Origin of the sequence: Variovorax guangxiensis, assembly GCF_003952165.1 — a bacterium.
Classification (GTDB): domain Bacteria; phylum Pseudomonadota; class Gammaproteobacteria; order Burkholderiales; family Burkholderiaceae_C; genus Variovorax; species Variovorax guangxiensis.
This window is the reverse complement of the sequence record NZ_RXFT01000011.1, coordinates 1-24,397: the sequence shown is the minus strand read 5'-3', so window position 1 is coordinate 24,397 and position 24,397 is coordinate 1. Positions and strand designations below refer to the sequence as shown.

At 68.7% G+C, this 24,397-nt stretch carries 18 protein-coding genes and 1 pseudogene; 7 read left to right on the top strand and 12 right to left on the bottom strand.

Annotated features, from left to right (window positions below; genetic code table 11):
* Positions 1-10: 10 nt before the first annotated feature.
* Positions 11-682 carry a DUF1345 domain-containing protein gene (locus EJP67_RS23230; RefSeq protein ID WP_126024081.1) on the bottom strand — a complete coding sequence of 224 codons (672 nt, stop codon included), beginning with the start codon at positions 680-682 and terminating at the stop codon, positions 11-13.
* Positions 683-1,008: 326 nt separating this feature from the next.
* On the opposite strand from EJP67_RS23230, the gene EJP67_RS23225 reads away from it, so the two are divergent.
* Entirely contained in the window at positions 1,009-1,773 is a 765-nt protein-coding gene (locus EJP67_RS23225; RefSeq protein ID WP_240650765.1) for a hypothetical protein, read from the top strand.
* Between the two features lie 114 nt (positions 1,774-1,887).
* Positions 1,888-3,501 carry a class I adenylate-forming enzyme family protein gene (locus EJP67_RS23220; RefSeq protein ID WP_126024080.1) on the top strand — a complete coding sequence of 538 codons (1,614 nt, stop codon included), beginning with the start codon at positions 1,888-1,890 and terminating at the stop codon, positions 3,499-3,501.
* Here the strand turns inward: EJP67_RS23220 and EJP67_RS23215 are convergent.
* The 3 genes from EJP67_RS23215 to EJP67_RS23205 are packed head-to-tail and all read right to left on the bottom strand — an operon-like array spanning position 3,483 to position 7,017.
* Positions 3,483-5,036, bottom strand: a complete 1,554-nt coding sequence (locus EJP67_RS23215; protein WP_126024079.1) for an acyl-CoA synthetase — start codon at positions 5,034-5,036, stop codon at positions 3,483-3,485. The genes EJP67_RS23220 and EJP67_RS23215 overlap by 19 nt on opposite strands.
* 5 nt (positions 5,037-5,041) lie before the next feature.
* Positions 5,042-6,178 carry a DUF5938 domain-containing protein gene (locus tag EJP67_RS23210; RefSeq protein ID WP_126024078.1) on the bottom strand — a complete coding sequence of 379 codons (1,137 nt, stop codon included), beginning with the start codon at positions 6,176-6,178 and terminating at the stop codon, positions 5,042-5,044.
* A gap of 35 nt (positions 6,179-6,213) precedes the next feature.
* Positions 6,214-7,017 (bottom strand): SDR family NAD(P)-dependent oxidoreductase, encoded by an 804-nt coding sequence (locus EJP67_RS23205; protein ID WP_126024077.1) that lies wholly within the window; start codon positions 7,015-7,017, stop codon positions 6,214-6,216.
* Between the two features lie 240 nt (positions 7,018-7,257).
* Between EJP67_RS23205 and EJP67_RS23200 the strand changes: the two genes are divergently transcribed.
* The gene (locus EJP67_RS23200) at positions 7,258-7,896 is read left to right on the top strand and encodes a TetR/AcrR family transcriptional regulator (RefSeq protein WP_206169545.1); all 639 of its coding nucleotides are present in this window, start codon (positions 7,258-7,260) and stop codon (positions 7,894-7,896) included.
* A gap of 15 nt (positions 7,897-7,911) precedes the next feature.
* Here the strand turns inward: EJP67_RS23200 and EJP67_RS23195 are convergent, their stop codons facing one another.
* The 4 genes and pseudogenes from EJP67_RS23195 to EJP67_RS23185 form a co-directional block, all read right to left on the bottom strand.
* Positions 7,912-8,559 carry a LysR substrate-binding domain-containing protein gene (locus tag EJP67_RS23195; protein ID WP_240650755.1) on the bottom strand — a complete coding sequence of 216 codons (648 nt, stop codon included), beginning with the start codon at positions 8,557-8,559 and terminating at the stop codon, positions 7,912-7,914.
* A gap of 217 nt (positions 8,560-8,776) precedes the next feature.
* Positions 8,777-8,902 (bottom strand): annotated as a pseudogene (locus tag EJP67_RS33995) (LysR family transcriptional regulator); the annotation flags it as partial.
* Between the two features lie 68 nt (positions 8,903-8,970).
* Positions 8,971-10,398, bottom strand: coding sequence for an FAD-binding oxidoreductase (locus EJP67_RS23190; protein WP_126024075.1), 1,428 nt, complete (start codon positions 10,396-10,398; stop codon positions 8,971-8,973).
* Between the two features lie 24 nt (positions 10,399-10,422).
* On the bottom strand, positions 10,423-11,739 hold the full coding sequence (locus EJP67_RS23185; protein WP_126024074.1) for an MFS transporter: 1,317 nt from the start codon (positions 11,737-11,739) through the stop codon (positions 10,423-10,425).
* A gap of 433 nt (positions 11,740-12,172) precedes the next feature.
* On the opposite strand from EJP67_RS23185, the gene EJP67_RS23180 reads away from it, so the two are divergent.
* Positions 12,173-13,792, top strand: coding sequence for an alpha-amylase family glycosyl hydrolase (locus EJP67_RS23180; RefSeq protein ID WP_126024073.1), 1,620 nt, complete (start codon positions 12,173-12,175; stop codon positions 13,790-13,792).
* 4 nt (positions 13,793-13,796) lie between these two features.
* Here the strand turns inward: EJP67_RS23180 and EJP67_RS23175 are convergent, their stop codons facing one another.
* From EJP67_RS23175 to EJP67_RS23160, 4 genes are read right to left on the bottom strand one after another with little or no spacing between them, the layout of a single operon-like run.
* Positions 13,797-16,097, bottom strand: coding sequence for a CocE/NonD family hydrolase (locus EJP67_RS23175; protein ID WP_126024072.1), 2,301 nt, complete (start codon positions 16,095-16,097; stop codon positions 13,797-13,799).
* Positions 16,094-17,857, bottom strand: a complete 1,764-nt coding sequence (locus tag EJP67_RS23170) for an ABC transporter ATP-binding protein/permease (protein ID WP_126024071.1) — start codon at positions 17,855-17,857, stop codon at positions 16,094-16,096. The genes EJP67_RS23175 and EJP67_RS23170 overlap by 4 nt, the downstream gene beginning before the upstream one ends.
* Positions 17,858-17,859: 2 nt before the next feature.
* Positions 17,860-19,248 (bottom strand): glycoside hydrolase family 15 protein, encoded by a 1,389-nt coding sequence (locus EJP67_RS23165; RefSeq protein ID WP_126024070.1) that lies wholly within the window; start codon positions 19,246-19,248, stop codon positions 17,860-17,862.
* On the bottom strand, positions 19,245-20,540 hold the full coding sequence (locus EJP67_RS23160; RefSeq protein WP_240650754.1) for a glucoamylase family protein: 1,296 nt from the start codon (positions 20,538-20,540) through the stop codon (positions 19,245-19,247). Before EJP67_RS23160 ends, EJP67_RS23165 begins: the two co-directional genes overlap by 4 nt.
* A 135-nt stretch (positions 20,541-20,675) precedes the next feature.
* On the opposite strand from EJP67_RS23160, the gene EJP67_RS23155 reads away from it, so the two are divergent.
* From EJP67_RS23155 to EJP67_RS23145, 3 genes are all read left to right on the top strand, one after another.
* Positions 20,676-22,820: a glycoside hydrolase family 3 N-terminal domain-containing protein gene (locus EJP67_RS23155; RefSeq protein ID WP_126024068.1), complete on the top strand. Its 2,145-nt coding sequence runs from the start codon at positions 20,676-20,678 to the stop codon at positions 22,818-22,820.
* Positions 22,821-23,085: 265 nt separating this feature from the next.
* Positions 23,086-23,685: a cytochrome P460 family protein gene (locus EJP67_RS23150; protein ID WP_165909681.1), complete on the top strand. Its 600-nt coding sequence runs from the start codon at positions 23,086-23,088 to the stop codon at positions 23,683-23,685.
* Between the two features lie 195 nt (positions 23,686-23,880).
* Positions 23,881-24,264 carry a helicase SNF2 gene (locus tag EJP67_RS23145; protein ID WP_126024067.1) on the top strand — a complete coding sequence of 128 codons (384 nt, stop codon included), beginning with the start codon at positions 23,881-23,883 and terminating at the stop codon, positions 24,262-24,264.
* The last annotated feature ends 133 nt before the right edge of the window (positions 24,265-24,397 follow it).

The window sequence follows — 24,397 nt, the reverse complement described above, 5'->3', positions numbered from 1 at the left end:
CGCGAGGCGCCTAAACGGCGCCCGCGACCACGTTCACCGAGAGCGCCAGCACCAGCATGTTGAAGGCGAAGGCCAGCACGCTGTGCAGCAGCGTGATGCGCCGCATCTCCTTGGAGGTCGCCTGCACGTCGGACACCTGCGAGGTCATGCCGATCACGTACGAGAAATAGAGAAAGTCGAAGTAGTCCGGCGCGTCGGGCGCATCGCCCTTGCCCGGAAAGTCGAGGCCGCCGTCGGGCGTGCCGTCGCGCTGGTCGATGTAGTAGCGGTGCGCGTAGTGGAAGGCGTAGATCGTGTGCATCGTCAGCCACGAGCCCGCCAGCGCCACCAGGCCCAGCGCGATGTGCGCCGCCCGCTCCAGGCCGCTCAGCCCCTTCACCTGCTGCAGCAGCATGGCGATGGCTACCACGCTCATCGCCACGACCACCAGCATCGACACCAGGATCACCACGTTGGGCTGGTCCAGCGACTGCGCCCGCTCGCGCGTGCGCCTCGCGTCGAAGGTGCTGGCCAGCCACCAGGACAGCACCTGGTACACGCCCACGGCCGCGCACCAGCCGGCCAGCCCGCGCGCCATGCCGCTCATCGCCACCGGCATCAGCGCGGCGACGACGGCGCAGCCCGCGGCCGCACCGTAGAGAAGACGCTGGGGGCCGGTGGTGGTGGAAAGGTGTCTGCGCATGACGGCACTGTAGCGCCCGCCAAGGCGCGCAACGGCCGTCGCGGCGTAGAGGAATTCCTACAACCACTGCGGCATTCCGCGCATCCGCGGGACGGGCGCGCGCCACTACTGTCGTCGCTGCCGTCCAAGGGAGCCCCGCCCGGAGCACGCCAGCGTCACCTGAAGTCACGACAGCGCGCCCGCGGCATTCATTCATTTCCGGTCCTCCGGGGCCATCAAGGATCCGCTTCATGCCGCTCTTCACGCCGCTGCATCGCCGCACTCGTTCCCGCGATCGTTTCCTGCTCTCCAGCCTCATCCACCAGCCCGCGCTGCTCGGTGCCGGCATGCTGCTGGCCGCCGTGCCGGCCTTCGCCGACCCCTCGCCCGCGCTGGACCGCTTCAGCCTCTCGGTCGGCGGCTTCAGCGCCGATCCGAAGCTCAACGCCTCCTTCGGCACGGCCTACGGCGCCCTGCAGACGGGCGACGTCAAGCCCGGCCGCGTCACCATGCCGCGCATCTCGGCCGACCTGCTGCTGGGCGACAGCCAGGGCATCTCCTTCGACTACTACCGCTACAAGCGCGACTATTCGGGCGGCATCGACAGCACCACCTCACTGGGCCCCTTCGGCACGCTCAACACCTTCGGCAACGCCAACATCAGCACCAAGCTCGACTTCGCCAAGCTCTCGTACAAGTGGTGGATCGGCTCGGGCAACACCGTGTTCGGCCTCGGTGCCGGCGCGGCCTACTACCGGGCGACGCTGGGCACCACCGCGCTGGCTTCGGTGAACGGCCAGATCGGCACGCTCAGCGAAAGCTCCAGCGGCAGCACCGTGGCGCCGCTGCTCGAGATCGGCGTGCGCCACGCCATCACGCCCGACCTGCGGCTCTTCGCCGACGCCTCCGGCGTGTGGAAGAGCAGCGGACGCTTCCACGGCAACATCTACAACGCCTCGGCGGGCGTGGAATGGTTCCCCGTGAAGAACATCGGCGTGGTGCTGGCCTATGGCGTGACGAACATCGACCTGACGCGCGAGAACGACTTCGCGGAGTCGCGCCTGAAGGTCAAGCTGCAAGGGCCATCGGCCTTCCTCAAGGCGCGCTTCTAGCAGCCTCTGCGGCCGCCTGCGGGGCGGTAGCCAGTCTTCGCAAGACGCGGCGCGGGATGCGGCCTTAGGCTGCGCGCATTCCCGACGCATCATCGAAGAACGGAGACGAAGAGCATGCCCACAGCCGCCCCCGGCCCTGTGCCGTCGCAGTTCCATTCACGCATCTCGCGCATCGCACTGGGCGACGTGGTCCATCGCAGCGCACGCCGCTTCGGCGCGCGCACCGCGCTGATCGAAGGCGAGCACCGCATCACCTACAGCGAACTCGACGCCGCATCGAACCGCTTCGCGCACCACCTGCTGGGGCTGGGCCTCGCGGGCGGCGACCGCGTGGGCATGCTGTGCAACAACTCGATCCAGATGGTGGTCGCCATGCTGGGCATCCAGAAGGCGGGCCTCGTGTGGGTGCCGATCAACACCGCGCTGGCGGTGGATGCCATCGGCTACATCCTCGGCCATGCCGGAGTGCGCCACATGGTGATCGACACGGCGCTGCACGCGCGGCCCGAATTGCGCGAGCTGCTGGCCGAGAAAGGCGTGGCGCCCATCCTCTGCGTGCTCGACGGCGACGCGCCGTCCGCCGGCGTGCCCACGGTGCCGCAGACCATTGCACAAGGCCCGGCGGCGCTGCCCGAGGTGCCCATCGACAGCACGCAGCTTGCGCTCATCATGTACACCAGCGGCACCACCGGCCGGCAGAAGGGCGTGATGCATTCACACGCCTCGGTGCATTCGGTGCTGCTGAGCAACATGGTCGAATGGGGCAGCAGCCCCGAGCGCGCCGATGTTTGGAGCAGCGTGCTGCCGCTCTTCCACTGCGGCCAGCACACGGTGCTGATGTCGGCGCTGGCGGTGGGCGGCTCGCTGGTGGTGCTGCGCGGCTTCGACCCTGGCGCGGTGCTCGCGGCCATCGAACGGCATCGCATCACGGTGATGGTCGGCCTGCCGATGATGTACGGCGCGCTGCTCGCGCACCCGCAGCGCACCGCGCGGGACATCTCGAGCCTGCGGCTTTGCGTGTACGCGATGGCACCGATGTCGCGCACGCTGCTGCTGCGCCTGCTCGACGAGTTCTGTACCGACTTCGCCCTCGTCTCGGGCCAGACCGAGATGTACCCAGGCGCCACCATCTTCGAGGCGCACGAGCAGCGCAGGCGCTTCGGCTCCTACTGGGGCGTGGGCACGCTGGTGAACGAGGTCGCGGTGATGGGCGACGACGGCGAGCTGCTGGGGCCCGGGCAGGTCGGCGAGATCGTCTTTCGCGGCCCCAACGTGATGCTCGGCTACTACAACGACCCCGAGGCCACGGCGAACGCGCAGCGCTTCGGCTGGCACCACTCGGGCGACCTGGGCAAGCTCGACGCCGATGGGCAGCTGATCTTTCTCGACCGGCTCAAGGACATGGTCAAGTCGGGCGGCGAGAACGTGCCCTCGATCAAGGTCGAGGAGGTGCTGCTGCGGCACCCCGCCGTGCTCAACGCGGCGGTGGTGGGCCTGCCGCACGAGCGCTGGGGCGAGGCCATCACCGCCTTCGTCACGCGCAGGCCCGATGCGCCGGCGGACTTCGACGAGGACGTGCTCACCGCGCACTGCAAGGAGCACCTGGGCGGCTTCGAGGTGCCGAAGAAGATCGTCTTCCTGCCGGCGCTGCCGATGACATCGACCGGCAAGATCCAGAAGTTCGAGCTGCGCCGGGCGCACCACGACCACTACGAGCGCGGCGGCTGATCCGCGCGCTGCAGCAGCGTCGCGCGCACTTCCTTCTTCAGCACCTTGCCCACCCTGGAACGCGGCAGGTCGAGCCACACCTCGATCTGCTTGGGCGCCTTCACGCTGCCGATGCGCGACTTGACGAAGGCCTTGACGTCCTCGACATCCACCTGCCTGCCGTCGTGCAGCTGCAGCACGGCCACCACGCGCTCGCCCCACTTCTCGTCGGGCAGGCCGACCACCGCGCTGTCCTGCACGTCGGGGTGCTGCAGCAGAGCCTGCTCGACCTCCGCCGAATAGACGTTGAAACCGCCGGAGATGATCATGTCCTTGGCGCGGTCGACGATGTAGAGAAAGCCGTCTGCATCGAGGTAGCCGATGTCGCCCGTGTGGTGCCAGCCGTGGCGCGAAGCCTCTTCGGTGGCGCCCGGATTCTTGTAGTAGCCGAGCATCACCAGCGAGCCGCGCACCACGATCTCGCCGCTTTCGCCGGTGGGCAGCAACTTGCCTTCGCCGTTCATTACGGCGACCTGCACCAGCGGCCCCGGCCGGCCGGCCGACGCGAGGCGTTGGCGCGCGACGGTGCCGTCGGCGTTGAAATGCTCGCGCGGCGACATCATCGAGATCATCATCGGCGCCTCGGTCTGGCCGAAGAGCTGGGCCATGACGGGGCCGATCTTCTGCAGCGCCTCTTCGAGCCGTGCGGAAGACATGGGCGCCGCGCCGTACCAGAAGCACTGCAGCGAATCGAGCCGGGTCTGCTCGAGCCGAGGATGCTGCAGCAGCATGTAGATCAGCGTGGGCGGCAGGAAGGTGTGGGTGACGCCATGCGCCTCGACGAGGCCGAGGAACTCGGCCAGATCGGGCCTGGGCATGATGACCACTTGCCCACCCAGGGCCATGATCGGCAGGCAAAGCACGCCGGCCGCGTGCGTGAGTGGCGCGAGCGCGAGGTAGACGGGCCGGCCCTCGAAGGGATAGCCCATCAGCGTCAGCGCGGACATCGCTTCCAGGTTGCGCCCCGAGAGCATCACGCCCTTGGGCTGGCCGGTAGTGCCGCCGGTGCCGGCGATCATCGCGACGTCATCGGGCGGCGCGATGTCGAGCGGCGAATCGTCCAGGCCTTCGAGCCAGTCGTCCATGGAAGGCGCGAAAGGCAGCCGCTGGTCGAGGCACACGAGCGCGCGCAGCTTGGGCAGCTGCGAACGCATCTGCTCGACCATGGGCGCGTAGTTGCCGTGGAAGACCAGGCAGGCGCAGTCGAAGGCGTCGAGCACGAAGGCGTTCTCGCTCGCCTCGTTTCGCGGATTGATCGGGCACCACACGCAGCCCGCGCGCGAGATGCCGAACACCGTGGCGAATGCGGTGGCGTCGTTGCTCGAGAGCACGGCCACCTTGTCTCCGGGCTCGATGCCGGCGCGCTGCAGGCCGCGCGCCACGCGCCAGCTGATGCGCTGCACTTCGCCGTAGCCGAGGTCCTTGCCGGCCATGGTGAGGCACGGCGCGTGGGCGCCCAGCTGGGCGCCCTTGTCGAGATAGTCGACGAGGCGCATGGAAGTCAGCCCATCCGGGTGAGCACGGGCTCCTGCACCAGTCCGAAGCCGCGCAACGCCCCCAGCAGCTCGCGGTGCCCGAAGGCCTGGCAACCCGATGCGAAGCCTGCGCGCCGCGGCGGCTGCTGCAGCAGCGAGGCCGCCGCATAGGCCTGCAGCAGGCCGGTCTGCTTGTAGTTGCAGTTGCCGAAGATCACGCAGTGCACGCGACCCAGCGGCCCGGAGGCATGCACCGAGTCGACGGACTTGTTGATGCGCGGGTTCTCGCGCGGGGGCATGGTGTTCATCACGCCCGAAGCGGTCTGGGCCAGCGCGGCATAGCGGTCGTCGTCGTTCATGCCCTCGGTGGCCTTGAGCGCGGCGGCCACGATCTGCGGCACGCCCTGCATCAGCGCCTTGTTGAAGACCCCGCCGAGCACCTTCACGTTGGCCACGCGCGGATCGCGCCTGAACCACACCGGATGCGAGGTGCCTCCCCAGGGCAGCGCGAGCGCCGCCTCGTGCTGGCCGGGAATGGACAGGTGGTAGAGGCCCGCGTCGGGCTGCCACTCGACGTACTCGTTCTGCTCCAGGTAGAAGGCCTTGGAGGTGGCGGCGTTCACCAGGATGGTCTGGGTGGATGCGATGGTCGGGCTGCCTCCCCAGAACACGGCGATGTCGAGGGTGTCGAGGCCGGGCGTCTCCAGGCAGATCTGCGCCGCGATCTCGCCGGTGGTGTACATGTGGGCGAGGCCCGGCGAGAGCAGCAGCCCCGCGGCGGCAAAGCGCGCGCCGTATTTCTGGTCGAGCGTGATGAGCCAGTCCTGCTCGCCGGTGGTGTCGGTGTAGTGGCAGCCGGCGGCGAGGCAGGCATCGACGACCTCAGGGCCGAAACGGGCGAAGGGGCCGACCGTGTTGAGCACGACCGAGGCGCCGGTGAAGAGCTCGGTGAGCGCCTCGACCGAGTGCGCCACTTCCACCACCTCGTAGCTCGCGGTCTCGATGCCAGGCACGTTGGCCTTCATCGCCGCCTCCACCTTCTGCGCGCTGCGGCCCGCGGCGATGAAGGGGATGTTGTACTCGCGCAGGTATTCGCATACCAGCCGGCCGGTGTAGCCGGAAGCGCCGTAGACGACGACGGGTTTCTTCTTGCTGTTGCTCATGTTGTGTCTCTTTCCTGATCGCTTGCCTGCGTGACTTACATGCCCATGCCGCCATCCACCGCGATGCCGGCACCGGTGATGAACCGGGCCGCGTCGGAGCAGAGGAAGACCACCACGTCGGCCATGTCGCCGACTTCGCCGAGACGGCCCAGCGGCGTCTGGCCGACCACGTCGCCCACGGCCGCCTCGACGCTGGGCGCAAGGCCGGCGGCCACGATGTCATGGGCGAGTTTCATGCCCATCTCGGTGGGCACGAGCCCCGGGTAGATGCAATTCACGCGCACGCCGTAGCCCAGCTTGCCGGACTCCATGGCCGCGACGCGCGTCGCGCGGTCGACGGCAGACTTGGTGGCGGAGTAGCCGGAGATGGCGGGGAATGCGATGGTGGCGGCGACCGACCCGATGTTGACCACCGCCCCGCCCTTGCCCGCGCTGCCGCCGGGACGCATCGCGCGGAACGCGTGCTTCATGCCGAGCAGGGTGCCGGCCACGTTCACGTCGAGCATGCGGCGCAGGTCGTCGCCGTCGACGTCGACCACCAGCGAGGTGATCTCGATGCCTGCGTTGTTGACGAGGATGTCGAAGCCGCCGAGCTCCTTCACCGTGGTCTCGGCGGCCGAGGCCCAGTCGCCGTCCTTCGTGACGTCGAGCGGGACGAAGCCTACCTTGGCCCCGGAGGAAGCGAGCCTGGAGGCGGTTTCCCGCCCCAGGTCGGCGAGCACGTCGCCGATCATCACGGACGCGCCGGCGGTGGCCAGCGTCTCGGCGATGCTCGCGCCGATGCCGCGCGCACCACCCGTCACGAGCGCACGGCGCCCTTTCAAGTCGAACTTGGCCATCACTTGTCTCCTGTGGATATGTTGTGAGATGGAGCGGCCATCCTAGAAATCGACTTTACGACTGTCAAGATTTTTCTAGTCACTCGTCAAGTTTTTCTAGAATGGCATCCGTGGCACGCCGGATGCGGGTTCTCCCGCTTGCGTGCTATGTTCTGCAATCACGAGGAACACAGGGTCGGCATCTACGCGGCCCGGCTTTCAATGACGACACATCAACGGGTAAAGAAACACGCTGAACGAGTGCCCAAGGCGCGGGTCGACAAGTTCTCCGAGCGCCGAGCCGAGCTGGGCGAAGCCGCGCTGACCACACTGGCGGCACTGGGCTATGCGCGTACGAGCCTGCGCGAGATCGCGCAGAACTCCGAGTTCTCGCACGGCGTTCTGCACTACTACTTCAGCGACAAGGTCGACCTGATCATCTGCAGCGTGAAGCAGTACAAGGCCCGCTGCGTCACGCGCTACGACCATGCGGTGGAAAGCGCCACCACCTACGACGAACTGATGGCCGGCTTCCTCAAGAGCCTGGGCGACACGCTCTGCGACGAAGGCCACGTGCACCGCCTCTGGTACGACCTGCGCTCGCAGGCCCTTTTCGAGGAAGCCTTCCGCACCGACGTCGTGCAGATCGACAAGAGCCTGGAAGACATGATCTGGCGCATCATGAGCCGCTTCGCCGAGCTTTCCGGCGAGCAGCCCGGCATGTCGCCATCAGCCACCTATGCGCTGTTCGACGGGCTCTTCCAGCAGGCATTGCTGAAGCACATGTCCGGCGACACGAAGGCCGTCGAGAACATGCAGGCCGATGTGCGCCAGGCCATCATGCGCCTCTTCACCCCTGCGGCAAAGGCCGCGCCCGCGGCCCGCAAGCGCCGCGCCTGAAGCGAAGGGCCGGCCCTACTTCTCGGCGCTCTTCGCGGCGCTCTTCACCGGCGCGAGCGCACGCGCGCCGGCCCACTGCCCGCTCTCGCACAGGTCGCGCACCACGTCGCCGATCAGCGTGCACACCGCGCGCTTGGCGTTCGTGGTCGGCAGGTGCACCGAAACGCACAGCCCCAGCGTGCGATGCATCGAAGGCGAATCGATGCGGTGCGCCACGAGGCGCCCCTCCTGCACCTCGCGCTGCGCAAGTCCGAACGGCATGATCGTCGGCCCCAGCCCTGCCTCCACCGCCGCCTTCAGCGTATAGACGGAGTTGATCTCCGCCGCCACCCGCGCAGCCGGATGGCCCGCCTGCTCCAGCACCGTGTCGACGAGCCATCGCGTGCAGTGCCCGTGGGCATGGGCCGGCCACACCAGCGGCCGCGCGGTGGCCTGCGCGATGCTCACGTCACCAGGCGGCAGCGCATGCGGGCTCTGGGGCGAGTCGAGGAAAACGAAGTCTTCCTCCACCAGCGGAAAGAAGCGGATGTCCTCCTCGGGCATGGTGGGCGAGAACATCGCCACGTCGACCCGGCCGCGCAGCAACTGGTCGGCCATGTTGCCGGTGAGTTCCTCGTTCAGATGCAGCACCACGTCGGGATAGCGCCGCGCAGCAGCGCGCATCAGCGGCAGCGCGCATCAGCGGCAGCGCGATCATCGGCGACACGCTCTGCGGCAGCGCCGCCACCACCGATCCCGCCACGGACTCGGCCGCGACGTGCACCGCGGCCTTCGCGTCGCGCACCTGCTTGGTGATGCCCTGCGCGTATTCGTAGAAGACCTTGCCGGCCTCGGTCATCGCAACGCCGTTGCGGCTGCGCAGAAGCAGTTGCGTGCCGAGTTCGGATTCGAGCTCGGCCATCTGCTTGCTCAGGGCCGACTGCGCGATGAAGAGTTGCTGCGCGGCGCGCGAGAGGCTGCCGCAATCCACGATGGCAACGAAGTACTTGAACTGGCGCAACTCCATCAGGGGGCCTCCGGCCGCTCGCCGCGAGGTGCGGGCAAGGCCGGAAATTCTAGATCGCACACCCGCGCTCAGCCCTGGGACAGGGCGACGACCTTCCCGGGGTTGAAGATGTCATGCGGGTCCAGCGCTTTCTTCACTGCACGCATCAGCGCCACAGTGTGCTCGCCATGCTCCTCGACCAGGTACCTCATCTTGTGCAGCCCCACGCCATGCTCTCCGGTCGAAGTCCCGCCGTGGCGCAGTGCGCGCTGCACCAGCCGATGGCTGAAGGCCTCGGCGGCATCGTTCTGCGCCGCATTTCCCGGGTCCACCAGCACCAGGCAATGGAAGTTGCCGTCGCCGACATGGCCCAGCACCGGCACCAGCAGCCCGTGTTCAGCGACGTCGGCCTGCGTCTCCTCGATGCATTGCGCGAGCGCGGAAAGCGGCACGCAGGCATCCGTGCTCAGGCTGCGGCAGCCTGCCTTCAGCTGCAGGCATGCGAAGTAGGCGTGATGGCGCGGCGTCCACAGGCGCGAGCGTTCCTCGGGCCGCTTCGCCCACTGGAAAGCGCCGCCGCCATGACCGCTCGCGATCTCGCGCACGATGCCCGCCTGCTCGTCGATCTGCGCCTGGCTGCCGCCGAACTCCAGGAACAGTGTCGGATGCTCGTCGAGCGTGGTGCGGCTGTGCGCGTTCACGGCGCGGATGGTCAGTGCGTCCAGCAGTTCGGCGCGCGCCAGCGGCACACCCATCTGGATCGCCTCGATCACGCAGTCGACCACCGCTCGCACCGATGGAAAGTGCACCACAGCGGCAGCGTACGTCTCGGGATGCGGATGCAGCCGCACGGTGACTTCGGTGATCAGCCCCAGCGTGCCCTCGGATCCGCAATACAGCTGCGTGAGGTTGTAGCCCGCCGAACTCTTGCGAGCCCGCGAGGCGGTGCGCACGACCTCTGCGTCGGCCGTGACCACCGTGAGGCTCACGAGGTTGTCTCGCATGGTGCCGTAGCGGACGGTGTTGGTGCCCGAAGCCGCCGTCGCGACCATGCCGCCGATGGACGCATCGGCGCCGGGATCGACCGAGAAGAAGAAACCCGTGCCCTGCAGCGCCGCGTTCAACTGCCCCCGCGTGACGCCCGCCTCCACCGTGGCCGTGAGGTCGCCGGGCCTGATCGCAAGCACCTTGTTCATCTGGGAGAAGTCGACGCACACGCCGCCCGCCACGGCCAGCAGATGCCCTTCGACCGACGAGCCCACACCGAAGCCTATGACCGGCACCCGCTCCCTCGCGCAGGCTCGCACCACGAAAGCCGCTTCTTCCGTGCTGCGCACATACACCACCGCATCGGGCGGCCGGGGCGGATAGATCGACTCGTCCGTACCATGCTGCAGCAGCACGCTCTTGCTGGTGGAGAAGCGCTCGGCGAACCTGCTCTCCAGCAGGGCGAGCAGCTCGGGCGATGGCGAACGCCGTGTGTTCGAGCGCACGGGAATGTTCACGATGGAGTCCATGGATGTCTCCTGGCCAGGTATCGATCAGCGCTTCGGCGAGGTGGCGCCCCGCCCGACGAACAGCACCAGCACGGCGCCGATCACCAGCAGCGCCGCGAGCATGTGCAGCCCCGCGTCGGTGCTCTGCGTCGCATCCTTGATGAGCCCGATCAGGTACGGCGCGCTGAAGCCCGAGAGATTGCCGAAGGAGTTGATGAGCGCGATGCCCGCGGCCGCCGCCGCACCGCCGAGGAAGGCCGTGGGCATGCCCCAGAAGACCGGGAAGGTCGACATGATGCCCATCGTCGCCAGCGTGAGCCCGGCCATCGCGAGCGTCACGTCGCCGTGGGAGGCCACGCTCAGCACCAGCCCGATCGCGCCGACCACCGCGCCGGTCGCACTGTGCCAGCGGTACTCGAGCCGGCGGTCCGCACTGCGGGCCATGAAATACATGGCGACCACGCCGAATGTCCATGGAATGGCGCTGAGCAGGCCGATGTCGAGCGCCCCTTTGACACCCGCCGCCTTGATGATGCTGGGCAGCCAGAACGAGATGCCGTACAGCCCAGAGGTGTAGGCGAAGTACACCAGCGCCAGCAGCCACACGCGGCCGTTGCCCAGCACGCCGGCGATGCGCGGCTCAGACTTGCCCGCGGCCTCGGCGGCGATGTCGCGGGCGATGAGTTCGCGCTCGGCCGGCGTGAGCCAGCGCGCGTCCTTCACGCGGTCGTCGAGGTAGCGCCACACGATCAAGCCAAGCGCCACCGTCGGCAGCCCCTGCAGCAGGAACAGCCACTGCCAGCCCGCCCATCCGTTCACGCCGCCCATGCCCTGCAGGATCCAGCCCGAGAACGGCCCGCCGAGAATGCCCGCGAACGGGATCGCCGCGAGGAACAGCGAGGTCGCCTTGCCGCGCCGCGCGGCCGGATACCAGTAGGTGAGGTAAAGAATGATGCCGGGGAAGAAGCCCGCCTCGGCCGCTCCGAGCAGGAAGCGGATCACGTAGAACGACAACGGCGAACCCACGAACATGGTGCCCGCCGAGAGCAGACCCCAGGTGATCATGATGCGCGCGATCCAGCGGCGCGCACCCACGCGGTGCAGCACCACGTTGCTCGGCACCTCGAACAGGAAGTAGCCGATGAAGAAGATGCCCGCGCCCAGCCCGTAGACCGCGTCGCTGAACCGCAGGTCGCCCTGCATCTGCAGCTTGGCGAATCCGACGTTCACGCGGTCGAGGTACGCCACGATGTAGCAGAGGAACAGCAGCGGAATCAGCCGCCATCCGACCTTGCGGTAGACGGCATCGGAGGTGCTGTCGAAGCGGCCCTCGCAGGGCTGCGCGATGGTGCTGGTGCTCATGGGGTGCGTCGCTTTCCTTCGCCTGGTTCGGCTGCAGGCGATGGTCGCGTCCACACCCCGCCTCGCCGTTGCGGGTTTCCACGCAAGATTCATATGGATTGAAGATCGGCGTATCTCGCGTCGAGATGCGCAATGCAGGTGCGTTCACGAAGACGGTGCGCGCCGCGCCGGGACAGTGTTCCAGCAGAAAGTTGTTCCACCAGTCTGTGGAAATCTTTGTGGATAACGCAGGGACAACATCGGCGTTGCCAGCATCCGTGCGGGCCGTCGCCAGAGTGCCTGTATTCGAGGCAACCGCCTCTTGACTTTTTCCGCCGACAGGCTCGGCAAAGACGCGGCGACTTGGATATCTGGAGATTCCGGCGCTCCCGGGAATGCCCGGCGCGCTTTCTGGAGAAAATGGCCCGATCGACGCCTGGGCAAGGGAATCACGATGTCAGCTGACGACTGGTGGAAGTACGGAATCGTCTATCAGGTCTACTCGCGTTCGTTCCAGGACAGCAACGGCGACGGCATCGGAGATATCGACGGCATCCGCGCCCGGCTCGACCATCTGGTCGCACTCGGCGTCGACGCCGTCTGGATATCGCCGATCTATCCCTCGCCGATGGCCGACTTCGGCTACGACATCTCCGACTTCTGCGACATCGATCCGCGCTTCGGCACGCTGGACGACTTCGATGCGCTGGTGCGGGAGGCTCATGCGAAGGGCCTCAGGCTCATCCTGGACTTCGTGCCCAACCACACCTCGGACCGTCATCCATGGTTCGTGCACAGCCGCAGGGCGCGCACCGATGCGCGGCGCGACTGGTACATCTGGCGCGATCCGGCGCCCGACGGCGGGCCGCCCAACAACTGGCTCGGCAATTTCGGCGGCCCGGCGTGGAGCTTCGACGAGGCCACCGGCCAGTATTACGCCCATTCGTTCCTGAAGGAGCAGCCCGATCTCAACTGGCGCAACCCCGAGGTGCGCGCCGCGATGTACGAGGTGCTGCGCTTCTGGCTGCGGCGAGGCGTCGACGGATTCCGCGTCGACGTGCTCTCGCAGATCGTCAAGGACGCGCAGTTCCGCGACAACCCGCCGAACCCCGATTTCGTCGAGGGCCAGGACCCCTTCCTGCGCCTGACGATGCTCTACAACACCGACCTGCCGGAGGTGCAGCCCATCGTGGCCGAGATGCGCCGCGTGGTCGACGAGTTCAGCGACGCGCGCTCGTCGCGCCTGCTGATCGGCGAGCTCTACCTGCCGCTCGCGCGCCTGGTCGCCTACTACGGCCTCAACGCCCGGGGCGTGCTCGAGGGCGTGCAGCTGCCCTTCAACTTCCAGCTGATCGCGACCGAATGGCAGGCCGCGCTCATCGACCGGCTGGTGCGCGACTACGAAGCCGCCCTGCCCCCCGGCGCCACGCCGAACTGGGTGCTGGGCAACCACGACAGGTCGCGCATCGCCAGCCGCGTCGGCCCGCGGATGGCGCGGCTCGCGGCCATGCTGCTGCTCACGCTGCGCGGTACGCCCACGCTCTATTACGGCGACGAGATCGGCATGACGGACGTTCCCATTCCCGCCGACGAAGTCCAGGACCCGTTCGAGAAGAACAAGCCCGGCATGGGCCTGGGCCGCGACCCGGAGAGAACGCCGATGCAGTGGAGCGCAGCCCCGCACGCCGGCTTCACGACGGGCAGCCCCTGGCTGCGCCTCGCATCCGACTGGCGCACGTGCAACGTCGAGGCGCAGTCGCGCGACGCCGGGTCCATGCTGGCGCTCTACCGGCGTCTGATCGCGCTGCGCCGCGCGCAGCCCGCGCTGCACCGGGGCAGCTACGAAGCGCTCGAAGCCGGGAGCGAGGTGCTCGCCTATGCGCGCGAGAGCGACGGGCGGCGGCTGGTGGTTGTTCTGAACTTCGGCGGCACTCCGGCGCCTGTGCAGCCGTCGCTGCTGCCGCGACAGCCGGTCGTGCTGGCATCGACCGATCCCGCGCGCGCCGGATCGATCGAAGAGCCGCTGGTGCTGGCGCCCTGCGAAGGCGTCGTGATCGGCACCGGGCAAGCTTAGTGAATCAGGACGATTTGCCGGTCTGGATCTCGACGTAGCTGCGCGCATGCCAGCGCACGCGCAGAGGCCATTTCGCGTCGGTGACGGTCTCCGAGTTCACGTCCTTGCCGCTGCCGTAGTCGATCTGCCGGTCGGGCCGCTTGTTGATGCCGACCACCAGCACGAGGCGGCTGCCCGCCGCCAGCCTGCAGGCGGTGACGCGCTCGACGGTGAAGGCAAGCAGCTGGCGCTCGCCCGCCCGCAGAAGCCGGCGACGCACGCGATGGCCCGCATAGCTCGCGCGGAAGTCATAGGGATCGAAAAGCAACTGGCATTCGCCGCTTGCCGTCTGCTCGTACAGCGAGACGCTGAAGTCCACGTCCTGCCGCGAGGGCGTGATGTCGAACACGCCGCGCAGGCTGCCGATGATCTCGGTGCCCTCGGGCAGCGGGTCGCCGACGAAGCTGATGCTGTTGCGCGCCGGCAGCTGCTTCATCCGCAGCGCGTCGGGCCAGGGGGTGCGCACGTCGCGCCTGTCGGCCAGGTCGACCGACAGCCGCGCGTTGCCGCCCCCCTCGGCCGGCGCAGGCAGCAGCCGATGCGGTTCGCCGCGCGCGCTGGTGTCGAGATAGAGGCGCAGCGGCGCGCGCTCCGGCGCCTCCAGCAGCGGAGCATGGCGCCACTGGTCCGCCCCCATCACCTGGTAGTTGACGCGATCCGCCAGCAGCGCAGGCTTGTTCGCGCCCTTGAGGATGTGGTCGATCCACTGGTAGCGCAGCTCAGGCAGGTCGACATGCGCAACGGGGTCCGGCGTATAGCCGCGCAGCGTCGTCGCCATGCCGCGCCGGATCGAGCTCGCGTCGTAAGGGCCGAGCAGCAGCGTCGTGTCGGCCTGCGGCCGGTTGCGCAGATGCTCGCGGTGGAAGTGGAGCGCGCCGGCGTCGGCGCCGAAGTAGCCCGCGAAGCTGAGCACCGGGATGTCGATGCGCGCGAACTGATCCGCCGATGGCAGGAACTTCTGCCAGTAGCGGTCGTGGCTCGGGTGCGTCAGCCACGTGCGGATCAGCCTGCTGCGCTTGCCCAGCAGGACGCGGTCGATGTCCCAATAGGGACGATTGCCGCGATACCAGCGAGCATCGAGCGCCTGCCAGACGGCATCCGGGCCGGCGTCGGCATCGCCGTTGGTGCTCGCGTGCAGCGGCTCGGCCAGCGCATGTTCCTGCGCCCATCGGACCATGGCGTTGCGGAAGATCTGTCCGGCCATCGGAAAGTCGATGCCCGGCGCCATCGGCGCGATGGTGGCGATGGCCTTGAGCGCCGCCGGCCTCCTGCGGGCTGCCGCCCAGGCGGCGTAGCCGGAATAGCCCTCGCCGAGCATGACCACGCGTCCGTCGCTCCACGCCTGCCGGGCGATCCAGTCGATGACGGCGGCGGCGTCCTCGCTGTCGCGGACGAAGGGCCACACGGCACCCTTGCCGTCGGGCGTGCGGCCGCGCACGTACGCCGTGATGCCGACATAGCCCCTGGCCGCGCTGCGCCGCGCGTCGTCCTCGGCGGGGTCCAGCGTGAAGCGCAGCAGCGCCGGCAGCGGTCCTTCCGCGCGGCCGGGCCGGACCACGCTGGCATGGACGACACCCCCGCGCACGGGAATCCTGACGTCGGCCTGCGCCACGTAGCGGCTGCCGTTCTGCGCCGCGAACAGCTCGGGCAGCAGCCCGCTGAAGCTGCGGCGCGACTGGTACGACAGCCAGGTCCGCACGAGCGCCAGGGCCTCGGCCTCCGGCAGGCTGCCCTTGGCGCGCCAGAGATCGAAGGCCTGGCGCAGCGGCTCCCTGAACGCCGCCGCCGGAATCTCCAGCCGCGCCATGACGGCCTGGGCCTGCGCGTTGTCCAGCGGCGATACCAGCTCGTCGAAAGAGCGCGCGTAGGCTTCGGCGAAGCCGACGCGCCCCTGCGCCTCGAGCATGCGCGCGCCCGCATAGATGCCGTCGAGAGTCGCGCGCTCGGCCAGCACGTCGAAGGGCTTGCCCTTGCGGCGCTCGCGCAGGGAGCGGCTGCTGTCCTGGGCCGCACGATAGGCGCCGCTGACGATCTGCAGGGCCGTCACGTTGGCCAGGAAGGCGTCCTTGTCCACGTCCTGATACACCGGCAGGATGCGCTCGGCCAGGTCCCGCATCAGGCCCTCGGCCGCGGCATCCTCCGGATCGCGCGGCGGCCGGAAGCCGAAATCCGCCGCCCAGGCCCATGAGGGCAAGGCAGGCAGCGCGACGCCCAGCCGCATGAGGGCGCGGCGCACGCGGCTGACGGTCGACTCTTTGCGTCTCATGGTCGCGGCTCCTCGGGCACGTCGTGCGGCGCCTTGACCAGATGAACCACTTGCGTGAACAGCCGGTCGTGCGCCCCGCCGGCCGAGCCGATGTGAATGATGCCCGTGCGCGTGAGTTTGCCCAAGGCACCGATGATGAGTTCGAGCGTGTCGTCGTCGAACGCGCTGAAGGCCTCGTCCATCACCAGCCAGGGCGGTGCCTGCAGCACCACGCGGGCGAAGCCCAGCCGCAGCTGCTCGTCCATGCTGAGGTCGCTCTCCCAGCGGCCCATCCTGTCCAGCAGCGGTTCGAGGCGCTGCAGGCCCACGCTCTCCAGGGCGGCCACCATCGCTTCCCTCGGATAGGTCGTCGGCTCCATCGCATACGACAGCACCTCGGCCAGCGTGCCGCGCGGAATGTAGGGCGTGCCGCGCGGCATGTAGTGGATGGTCTCGCCGTCCGGCCGGCGCACCGTGCCCGAGCCCCAGGGCCACAGGCCCGCGAGCGCCCGGAACAGAAGCGTCTTCTCGGTACCCGGCGTGCCGAGGATCAGCGCGCACTGGCCGCGGCGCACGACGAGCGCCGGCACGTCCAGCCGGTCGTGGCCGTTCCAGGAGCGGACATCGAGCGCCTCCATCGCGAGCGTCCCGGCTTCGCCCTCCTCGTAGGCGATGCGGCTGCCGCCCGCCTGCGCCTCCAGGTCGGACGCCAGCATCCGGCGCAGGTCGGTCACGCGCAGCAGCGTGGCGCGCCAGTCGGCAATGATGCTGAAGTTGTCGACGAACCAGCGCAGCGACGACTGCGCCTGCGTGAAGGCGGCGGCGGCCATCATCAGGCCGCCGAAGGACACCTTGCCCGAGAAGTACAGCGGCGCTGCCACCAGCGTCGGCGCGATGACGGTGATCCAGCCGAAACCCGCCGTGGCCCAGGTCAGGTTGGTCAGCCCGAGCACCACGCGCGAGGTGGCGCGCAGCACGTCGCCGAAATGCACGGCGACGCGGCGCTTCTCGTCGGCCTCGCCGCCGGCCAGGGAGATGCCGTCGAGATGCTCGTTGATGCGCGTGAGCGAGAAGCGCAGCTCGCCCTCGCGCGCATAGCGCTCGGCGTTGCGCGAGATCAGGCCGTTGCCGACCCAGTAGGTCACCAGCGAGCCGGCCACCGCGTACGCGATCGCTGCCCACAGCATGAAGCCCGGCAGCACGTGGTCCTGGCCGTTGAAGAAGATGCTGAAGTCCTTGGAGAGCACCCACAGCACGCTCGCGAAGCTGCCGAACAGCATGGTGGCCTGCAGCAGGCCCACGCCGAGGTTGACCGACAGGTCGCACAGCTTCAGCGTGTCCTCGTGCATGCGCTGGTCCGGATGGGCGCCCATCGGGCCGCTGGCCTGCAGCCAGAACGCGCGGCGCGGCTGCAGCCACAGCCCCACGAGGTCATTGACCACGGCCTCGCGCAGCCTCAGCTGCAGAGTCTCGCCCAGCCACCGCTGCGCAACGTTCAGGACCAGCAGCGCGCCCGCGATCACGGCGAACACGCCGACCTGCACGATGAACTCGTTCAGGTCGCGGCGCGAAATGGCGTCGTAGAAAGGCTTGTTCCAGCTGTTGAGCTCGATCTGCCCGTAGGCCGTGAGCCCCACGACCACGACGATCGCGCCGATCAGCCCGACCAGCTTCTTCGAGACCGGAGAGCCCCGCAGGGCGCCGATCAGCTCGCCGACCTGGCGGAAGACGCCGACCCTTGCGACGGGCTCGGCGCGGGGGGTCTCTGCCCTCTCGCTCATCGTCAGCGCGGCTCCCCGGAAGCGGCGAGCGCGGCGCGGCGCGCCGACACGCACGAGATGAACGCGGCGTGGCTCCAGGCCAGCTGCTTCGCCGAAGTCTGCTCGCCGCTGCGCTGGTCGAACTGCTCGGACAGATCGCCGCTGGCCGGCGTGTAGGCGCGCACGGTGGCGAGATAGGCGTCGCCGCGCCCGATCCACTGGTCGCGCCGGTGCTCGTCGCCGCCATGCGCCGCCGCGGCGCGGAAGCAGAACTCGGCGGCGCCGAGCGTCGAGAAGTAATACGCGCCACCTGAACAGTACACATCGCCGGCATACCTGCCCATCGCGGCGCCACGGTCCGAGGAGCGGCCATGGTTGATCGGATAGGCCGCGTCGAACAGCGCGTCGAGCCGCGCCAGCGTGGCCTGCATGCACGGATCGGCCGGGCCATGCATGGCCCCGGTGCCGGCGCAGTGGATCGCCGAGAGGATCACCGCGATGTCCAGCGCCTTCGGGCCGGGCCCGCCGTCCGCCAGCACGCGCGAACGGTAGTAGCCATGCGTCGCGTCGCGGTCATCGACCCGATAGCCGTCGAGCAGCCGCAGCACGGCCCGCGATTCTTCACTGCAGTGCAATGCCTGAGCCGTCTCCCCCAGGCCGTCCAGCCATGCCGCGCCTTCGGCCAGTGCCGCTGCCGAGACACGCAACGTGTAGTAGTGATGCCCGCTTTCTTCCTCCCAGATGTCGAACGACGGCTCGCGCCAGTGGCGCAGCGTGAACTCGAGGTCGAAGCGGATCAGCGACGCGACCTCGGCCAGCAGGTCCGCATCCTCGAGATGCCCGCCGGCCACCCAGCGCAGCAGCGCCAGCGCGCGCAGCGGCGGTCCGTCGTGCTGGGGTCGCGCCCAGCGCAGGATGTCCAGCGTGCCGTCGGGGTTCACTCGCGTCTCGGCGACGACCGCGTCGCCGTGGACGCTTGCCAGGTCATGGTCCTCGCGCAGGTACTGCAGCAGCTCGGGGGCCACGCGCGCCCTGCGGTCCGGCACGGCGGCAATCGCCCGGCCGTCGAGTCCGTTCAGGGCAAGGCTGAAGCGGGCGAAGTCGCGCAGATGCCGCAGTGCCTCGGCGCCGATGTGTCCGCCGATGTAAAGCAGCCGCAACGCGTCGATGACGACGGCCGAATCGCGGAACCAATGGAAGAAGTAGTCCGGGTCGGGGTTGTAGTCGCCGAGCACGGGCGAGGCGACGATGGCGCCGGCGACCGGCCGCACGGTCTGCCCGAAGCCCGGGCGATGCTTGACGATCGACACCGGCGAGATGCTCGACAGCATCGCGCCCGCCGAATGGCGCAGCTGCCCTTCGAGCCAGGACTCGAAGCCCGGGTCTTGTCGATTCGCCGCGCCAGGACTCACGACGCGGACGCCCCCAGATGCGGACTGCTGAAGTCCAGCCGCCGCAGCCCGGCCTGCACCTCCGGCGCGCTCATGAACAGCTTCCACAGCAGGCCCGTGCGATGGTTCTCCATCATCACGACGATGGGGCCCTGGTCGATGGCCAGGAAGGTGTCGGCGAACCAGCCACGCGACTCGCAGAACGCATCGATGAAGCCGTAGTCCCGCCAAACGCGCGTGCCGTGCACGTCGAGGAAGTGCCGCAGCACCCGCATCACCTCGACCGGTGCATATGGCAGGCTGGCCAGCGCCGCCGTCGGCGAGATGGTGCCGTTGTCGTTGTTCGGGTCATGCGCGAGGTAGCCGTCGGGGTCGTCGCTGGCGGTCAGGCCCCAGCACGACTCGCCGTAGCCCACGAAGCCCCGGGGGTTGGCGATGCAGTGCGCGCGGTTGACCTGCACGTGGCGGGTGTTGAGGCTCCAGTAGTCGGCGTAGCGGTCCTTCAGGCCATGTGGATCCAGACCGCAGAACGAGTAGTGCGCGAAGAACAGCGGGCCGCCGTTCGGCGGGCCCAGCGGCAGCTCGATGCCGTGGTACGAGTGGCCGTTGAGGAAGTCGGGCCCCGAAGCGAAGCCGCGGTGGTAGACCCGCGGATCGATCGCGTGGCGCGGCGCCGCCGCGGCCATGAAATAGGTGATGAGACACTCGTTCCAGCCGTGCACCTCGTGGTTCATCGCCCAGCCGTGGTTCGGGCTCCAGTGCCAGTACAGCACGTCCCGTCCGCCCTGGGTGAACCAGTCCCACTCGACCTCGTGCCAGAGCATGTCGAAGTCGGCGCGAAGACGGCGCGCCATGGCCGTGTCGTCGTTGAAATACTGGCGCGCGCAGAGCAGGCCCATGCAGAGGAACGAGGTCTCGACCAGGTCGCCCGCGTCGTCCTTCGGGCTCATCGGGATCGTCTCGCCGCTCGCCCCGTCCATGAAGTGCGGGAAGCTGCCGTGATAGCGCCTGGCGCGCAGGAGCGCGTCTCGCATGCGGCCCAGGCGCTCCAGCGCCGCGTCGCGCGAGACCCAGCCGCGCTCCACCGCGACGATCAGCCCCATGATGCCGAAGCCCGTGCCGCCGATCGCGACGCGCTCGTCGGCCAGGTCCTCGCCCGTGGCCGCGACCAGCGTGCGGCGGTCGAGCGCAAGGCCGCTGGCGGCGTCGGCGCCGTCCCAGAAATAGCGGAAGGTCTGCCGCTGCACGGCCTCGATCAAGGCCTCGTCGGGCAGCGCAGCCAGTTCCTTCGGGGTTCTCTCATCCTTCAACACGAACGGATCCTTTCGTCGTTGTCGTCTTCGGTGTGACGTTTGGTTTCACCGAATCATCGACCACACCACATGGCCGATGGCCCTGCCCCGCAGCATGCCATCATTGAGGCCCCTGGGTTCTATTCGAAATCCCTGATGAGCCGCATCGATTCCCTCATGGCCCGGATGACGCTTGCCGAAAAGCTCGGCCAGCTCACGATGACCGCCTCCAGCTACACGGTCACCGGACCGGTGCTCGCGGGAGACTCCACGCAGTCGATCATCGACGGCACCGTCGGCAACCTGCTGAACATGGTCGGGGCCGGCCCCACGCACGAGATGCAGCGGCTGGCCGTCGAGAAGTCGCGGCTGGGCATTCCACTGCTGATCGGCCTGGACATCATCCATGGCCACCGCACGCTCTTCCCGATTCCGCTCGCGGAGGCGGGCGCCTTCGACGACGAACTCTGGGAGCGCACGGCGCGCGAGGCCGCGCGCGAAGGCGCCGCCGACGGCCTGGCGATGACCTTCGCGCCGATGCTCGACGTGTCGCGCGATCCGCGCTGGGGCCGCACCGCCGAAGGCCCGGGCGAAGACCCCTGGCTCAACGCGCGCATCGCGCAGGCAAAGGTTCGCGGTTTCCAGGGCACCGACCTGTCGTCGGCCGAAACACTGGCCGCCTGCGCGAAGCATTTCGTCGCATACGGCGGCGTCAACGCGGGGCGGGAATACGCCGCCGTCGACATATCCGAGCGCACCCTGCACGAAGTGCACCTGCCGGGCTTCGCGGCCGCCGTGCGCGCCGGCGTCGCGACGCTGATGCCGGCCTTCACCGATCTCAACGGCGTGCCGATGACGGCGCACGTCCCCCTGCTGCGCGACTGGCTGCGCGGCGAGATGGGCTTCGAGGGCGTGATCGTCAGCGACTACAACGCGATCGCCGAACTCATCAAGCACGGCGTCGCCGCCGATCTGGTCGATGCCGCGGTGCTGGCGCTGAAGGCCGGTGTCGACATCGACATGATGGCCGACGCGTACCGCAAGGGCCTGCCGGTAGCGCTCGAACAGGGGCGCGTGACCATCGAGGAGATCGACGCGAGCGTGCGACGCGTGCTGCGGCTGAAGGAACAGCTCGGCCTGTTCGACGACCCCTACCGCCGTGGAGCGACACCGGAGTCCGCGCAGGCTGTCGCCGAACGGCGAGCGATAGCGCGCGACGCAGCGCGCAAGGCCATCGTCATGCTCAGGAACGAGCGCGACACCCTGCCCTTGGCTGCTTCGGCGAAGACGCTGTGCGTCATCGGCCCTCTTGCCGACGCGAACACCGAGATGAAAGGCCCGTGGTGGGGCGCCGGCGAACACGAGCCGGCGGTCACCGTGCTGGGCGGCCTTCGCGCCGCGCTGCCGCAGACCGAGATACGCCACGCGCCGGGCGTCGCCATCGAGAGCGACGACGACAGCGGCATCGACGCCGCCGTCGCGCTGTGCGACGGCGCCGAGGCCGTGCTGCTGTGCCTGGGCGAACGCGCCACGATGAGCGGCGAAGCGGCCAGCCGCGCCACGCCCGCTCTCGCCGGCCGGCAGCAGGCCCTGGCCGAAGCGGTGATGGCCCGCGCGAAGAAGCTGGGCATCCCCGTCATCGCGATCCTGTTCTCGGGCCGTCCGCTCGTCGTTCCCTGGCTGGCCGGGCACGCCGATGCACTGCTGGCCGCATGGTTCCTCGGCGTCGAAGCCGGCAATGCGATCGCCGACGTGGTCACGGGCCAGGCAAGCCCCGGCGGCCGCACGCCGATGAGCTGGCCGCGCGCCGTCGGGCAGGTGCCGGTCTTCTTCGGCCAGCGCCCTTCCGGCCGGCCGATGAACCCCGCCGACTACTTCACGAGCAAGTACCAGGACGTCGACAACTCGCCGCTCTATGCCTTCGGCCACGGCCTGAGCTACGGCAAGTTCGGCTATGAGGAATTGCAGGTCGAACAGAAGCGCGTGAGCGAGCAGGACACGCTGAAAATCAGCATCGGGCTGCGCAACACCGGCGCGCGCGAGGCCGAGGAGACGGTCTTCCTGTTCGCCCGCCGCAAGGTGAGCCGGGTCACCCGGCCGCTGCTGGAGCTCAAGGGCTACGCGAAGCTGCGGCTGGCGCCCGGCGAAACCGGCTCCGTGAAACTGGAGTTGCCGGCGGCCGAACTGCGCTATCCCGGTCCGGACCTGCAGCCCCTGTTCGAGGCTGGCGAGGTCGATATCCTCGTCGGGCCGAGCGCCGATGCATCGGGGCTGCTGCGCCAGACCATCGAGCTGTACTGACCCGGGCCCGGTCCGCCTTCACGCCTGCGCCTTCGTGCAGGACTTCACCGCGCGTGCTCGACGGCGCACGGCAGGCCGCCGCGGGGGTGCGGGCCCACGAGCGCGACAGTACGCCCCGGTAACGTAGTGTGTGGGCCGGCGAAGCGCGATACACGCGCATACGCAGTGTGCGGAGACAGGGAAGAAGGCGGCGGACCATCGGCGCGCCCCGGGGCGCGGTCCCGCGTGTCGTGGGCATTTTCTTGTCCAACTGCACAGTCCCCCCATGAACAACCTCCACACGCACCAGCCTTCCAGCACGAATGCGGCGAAGGCATTTCCCCTTTCCCTCAAAGGCGCTACGGCGAAGTTCGCCGGCGCAGGCGTTCTCGCGCTCGCAGCCGCCCTGGCCACCTTCGCGGTCGCTCCCATTGCGGCGAAGGAGACCCGCGCTGCCGCGCCGGACCCGCAGGCATCGCCGATCTACGGCGTCACCCTGCCCAAGGGCTACCGGCAGTGGCAGCTGATCGCGCCCGCCATCGAGGCCGAGCCGCTGAACGAACTGCGCGTCGTGCTCGGCAACACCAAGGCGATCAAGGCCTACGACCAGGGCACGCTGCCCTTTCCCGACGGGACCGTGCTCGTCAAGCTGGCATGGAAACACGTGCAGTCGCCCGAGTTCGCGCCCGCCTCCGTTCCTGGCGCGGCCACCACCGTGCAGGTGATGGTGAAGGACTCGAAGAAATACGCCGCCACCGGCGGCTGGGGCTTCGGCCGCTTCATCGATGGCAAGCCCGCGGACCTGGCACAGCACCAGACCTGCTTCGCCTGCCACCAGTCGCTGGTGAAGAACCACGACTACGTGTTCACGCGGCTCGCTCCCTGAGGGCCCGCAGCGGTCATTTTGAAATTTAGTGTTGGCGAACACGGCCGGGATACAGAGGCATACGCAAACCGGTCGCGAGGTGCCTTCGGAGCCGAACAATCTCTCCATCAGTTCGGAAAAGCACAGCGATCCGGCTGACAAACCCTCCTGCAAACCTTCTTGCCAACAGTCATCACCCAACCGAAAGGATTCATCATGAAAGCTTCCGTCCTCCTCGCCGCCGCAGCCGTCTCTTCGTTGTTCGCCTTGAGCGCGAGCGCCGAGGAATACCAGGGCGTGCTGCAGTTCCATTCCAGCGCGAGCCGCGCCGGCGTCCGGGCCGAGGCCGTCGTCGCCTCGCACAGCGCGGACCCCTATCGCGAAGGCGCCTCGGCGGACGTCGCTCCCGCGCTGCCCACCCTGGCCAAGCGCTCGGACACGCGTGCCGAAGCCGTGGCGGCCGCCCGCGCCGGCAACCTCTATGCGGACGGTGCCGACGCCGGCGTGCCGCAGGCGTTCACCAGCACGCTCGATCGTTCGACGGTGCGCGCGCAGGCCCGCACAACGGCGGCCCACGGCGTGACCGAGGGAACGCTGTAAGCGGCCACCGATGCGCATCGCATCCGCTTCCATCGTTCCCGACGCCGGGAAATCTCGATGATCGCTTCCCGGCAGCAGCCCGCCGCTCGCTTCCCATCGAGGAAGCGCGCGGCGTGGCCGCGCCTGCCCTAGT

What these genes read in the sequence shown, in the direction of transcription:
- EJP67_RS23190 (WP_126024075.1), bottom strand. Translation starts at nt 10,398, where the DNA reads ATGGACTCCATCGTGAACATTCCCGTGCGCTCGAACACACGGCGTTCG.
- EJP67_RS23150 (WP_165909681.1), top strand. Translation starts at nt 23,086, where the DNA reads ATGAACAACCTCCACACGCACCAGCCTTCCAGCACGAATGCGGCGAAG.
- EJP67_RS23215 (WP_126024079.1), bottom strand. Translation starts at nt 5,036, where the DNA reads ATGCGCCTCGTCGACTATCTCGACAAGGGCGCCCAGCTGGGCGCCCAC.
- EJP67_RS23180 (WP_126024073.1), top strand. Translation starts at nt 12,173, where the DNA reads ATGTCAGCTGACGACTGGTGGAAGTACGGAATCGTCTATCAGGTCTAC.
- EJP67_RS23170 (WP_126024071.1), bottom strand. Translation starts at nt 17,857, where the DNA reads ATGAGCGAGAGGGCAGAGACCCCCCGCGCCGAGCCCGTCGCAAGGGTC.
- EJP67_RS23175 (WP_126024072.1), bottom strand. Translation starts at nt 16,097, where the DNA reads ATGAGACGCAAAGAGTCGACCGTCAGCCGCGTGCGCCGCGCCCTCATG.
- EJP67_RS23185 (WP_126024074.1), bottom strand. Translation starts at nt 11,739, where the DNA reads ATGAGCACCAGCACCATCGCGCAGCCCTGCGAGGGCCGCTTCGACAGC.
- EJP67_RS23225 (WP_240650765.1), top strand. Translation starts at nt 1,009, where the DNA reads ATGCTGCTGGCCGCCGTGCCGGCCTTCGCCGACCCCTCGCCCGCGCTG.
- EJP67_RS23230 (WP_126024081.1), bottom strand. Translation starts at nt 682, where the DNA reads ATGCGCAGACACCTTTCCACCACCACCGGCCCCCAGCGTCTTCTCTAC.
- EJP67_RS23205 (WP_126024077.1), bottom strand. Translation starts at nt 7,017, where the DNA reads ATGGCCAAGTTCGACTTGAAAGGGCGCCGTGCGCTCGTGACGGGTGGT.
- EJP67_RS23145 (WP_126024067.1), top strand. Translation starts at nt 23,881, where the DNA reads ATGAAAGCTTCCGTCCTCCTCGCCGCCGCAGCCGTCTCTTCGTTGTTC.
- EJP67_RS23155 (WP_126024068.1), top strand. Translation starts at nt 20,676, where the DNA reads ATGAGCCGCATCGATTCCCTCATGGCCCGGATGACGCTTGCCGAAAAG.
- EJP67_RS23210 (WP_126024078.1), bottom strand. Translation starts at nt 6,178, where the DNA reads ATGAGCAACAGCAAGAAGAAACCCGTCGTCGTCTACGGCGCTTCCGGC.
- EJP67_RS23195 (WP_240650755.1), bottom strand. Translation starts at nt 8,559, where the DNA reads ATGCGCGCTGCTGCGCGGCGCTATCCCGACGTGGTGCTGCATCTGAAC.
- EJP67_RS23220 (WP_126024080.1), top strand. Translation starts at nt 1,888, where the DNA reads ATGCCCACAGCCGCCCCCGGCCCTGTGCCGTCGCAGTTCCATTCACGC.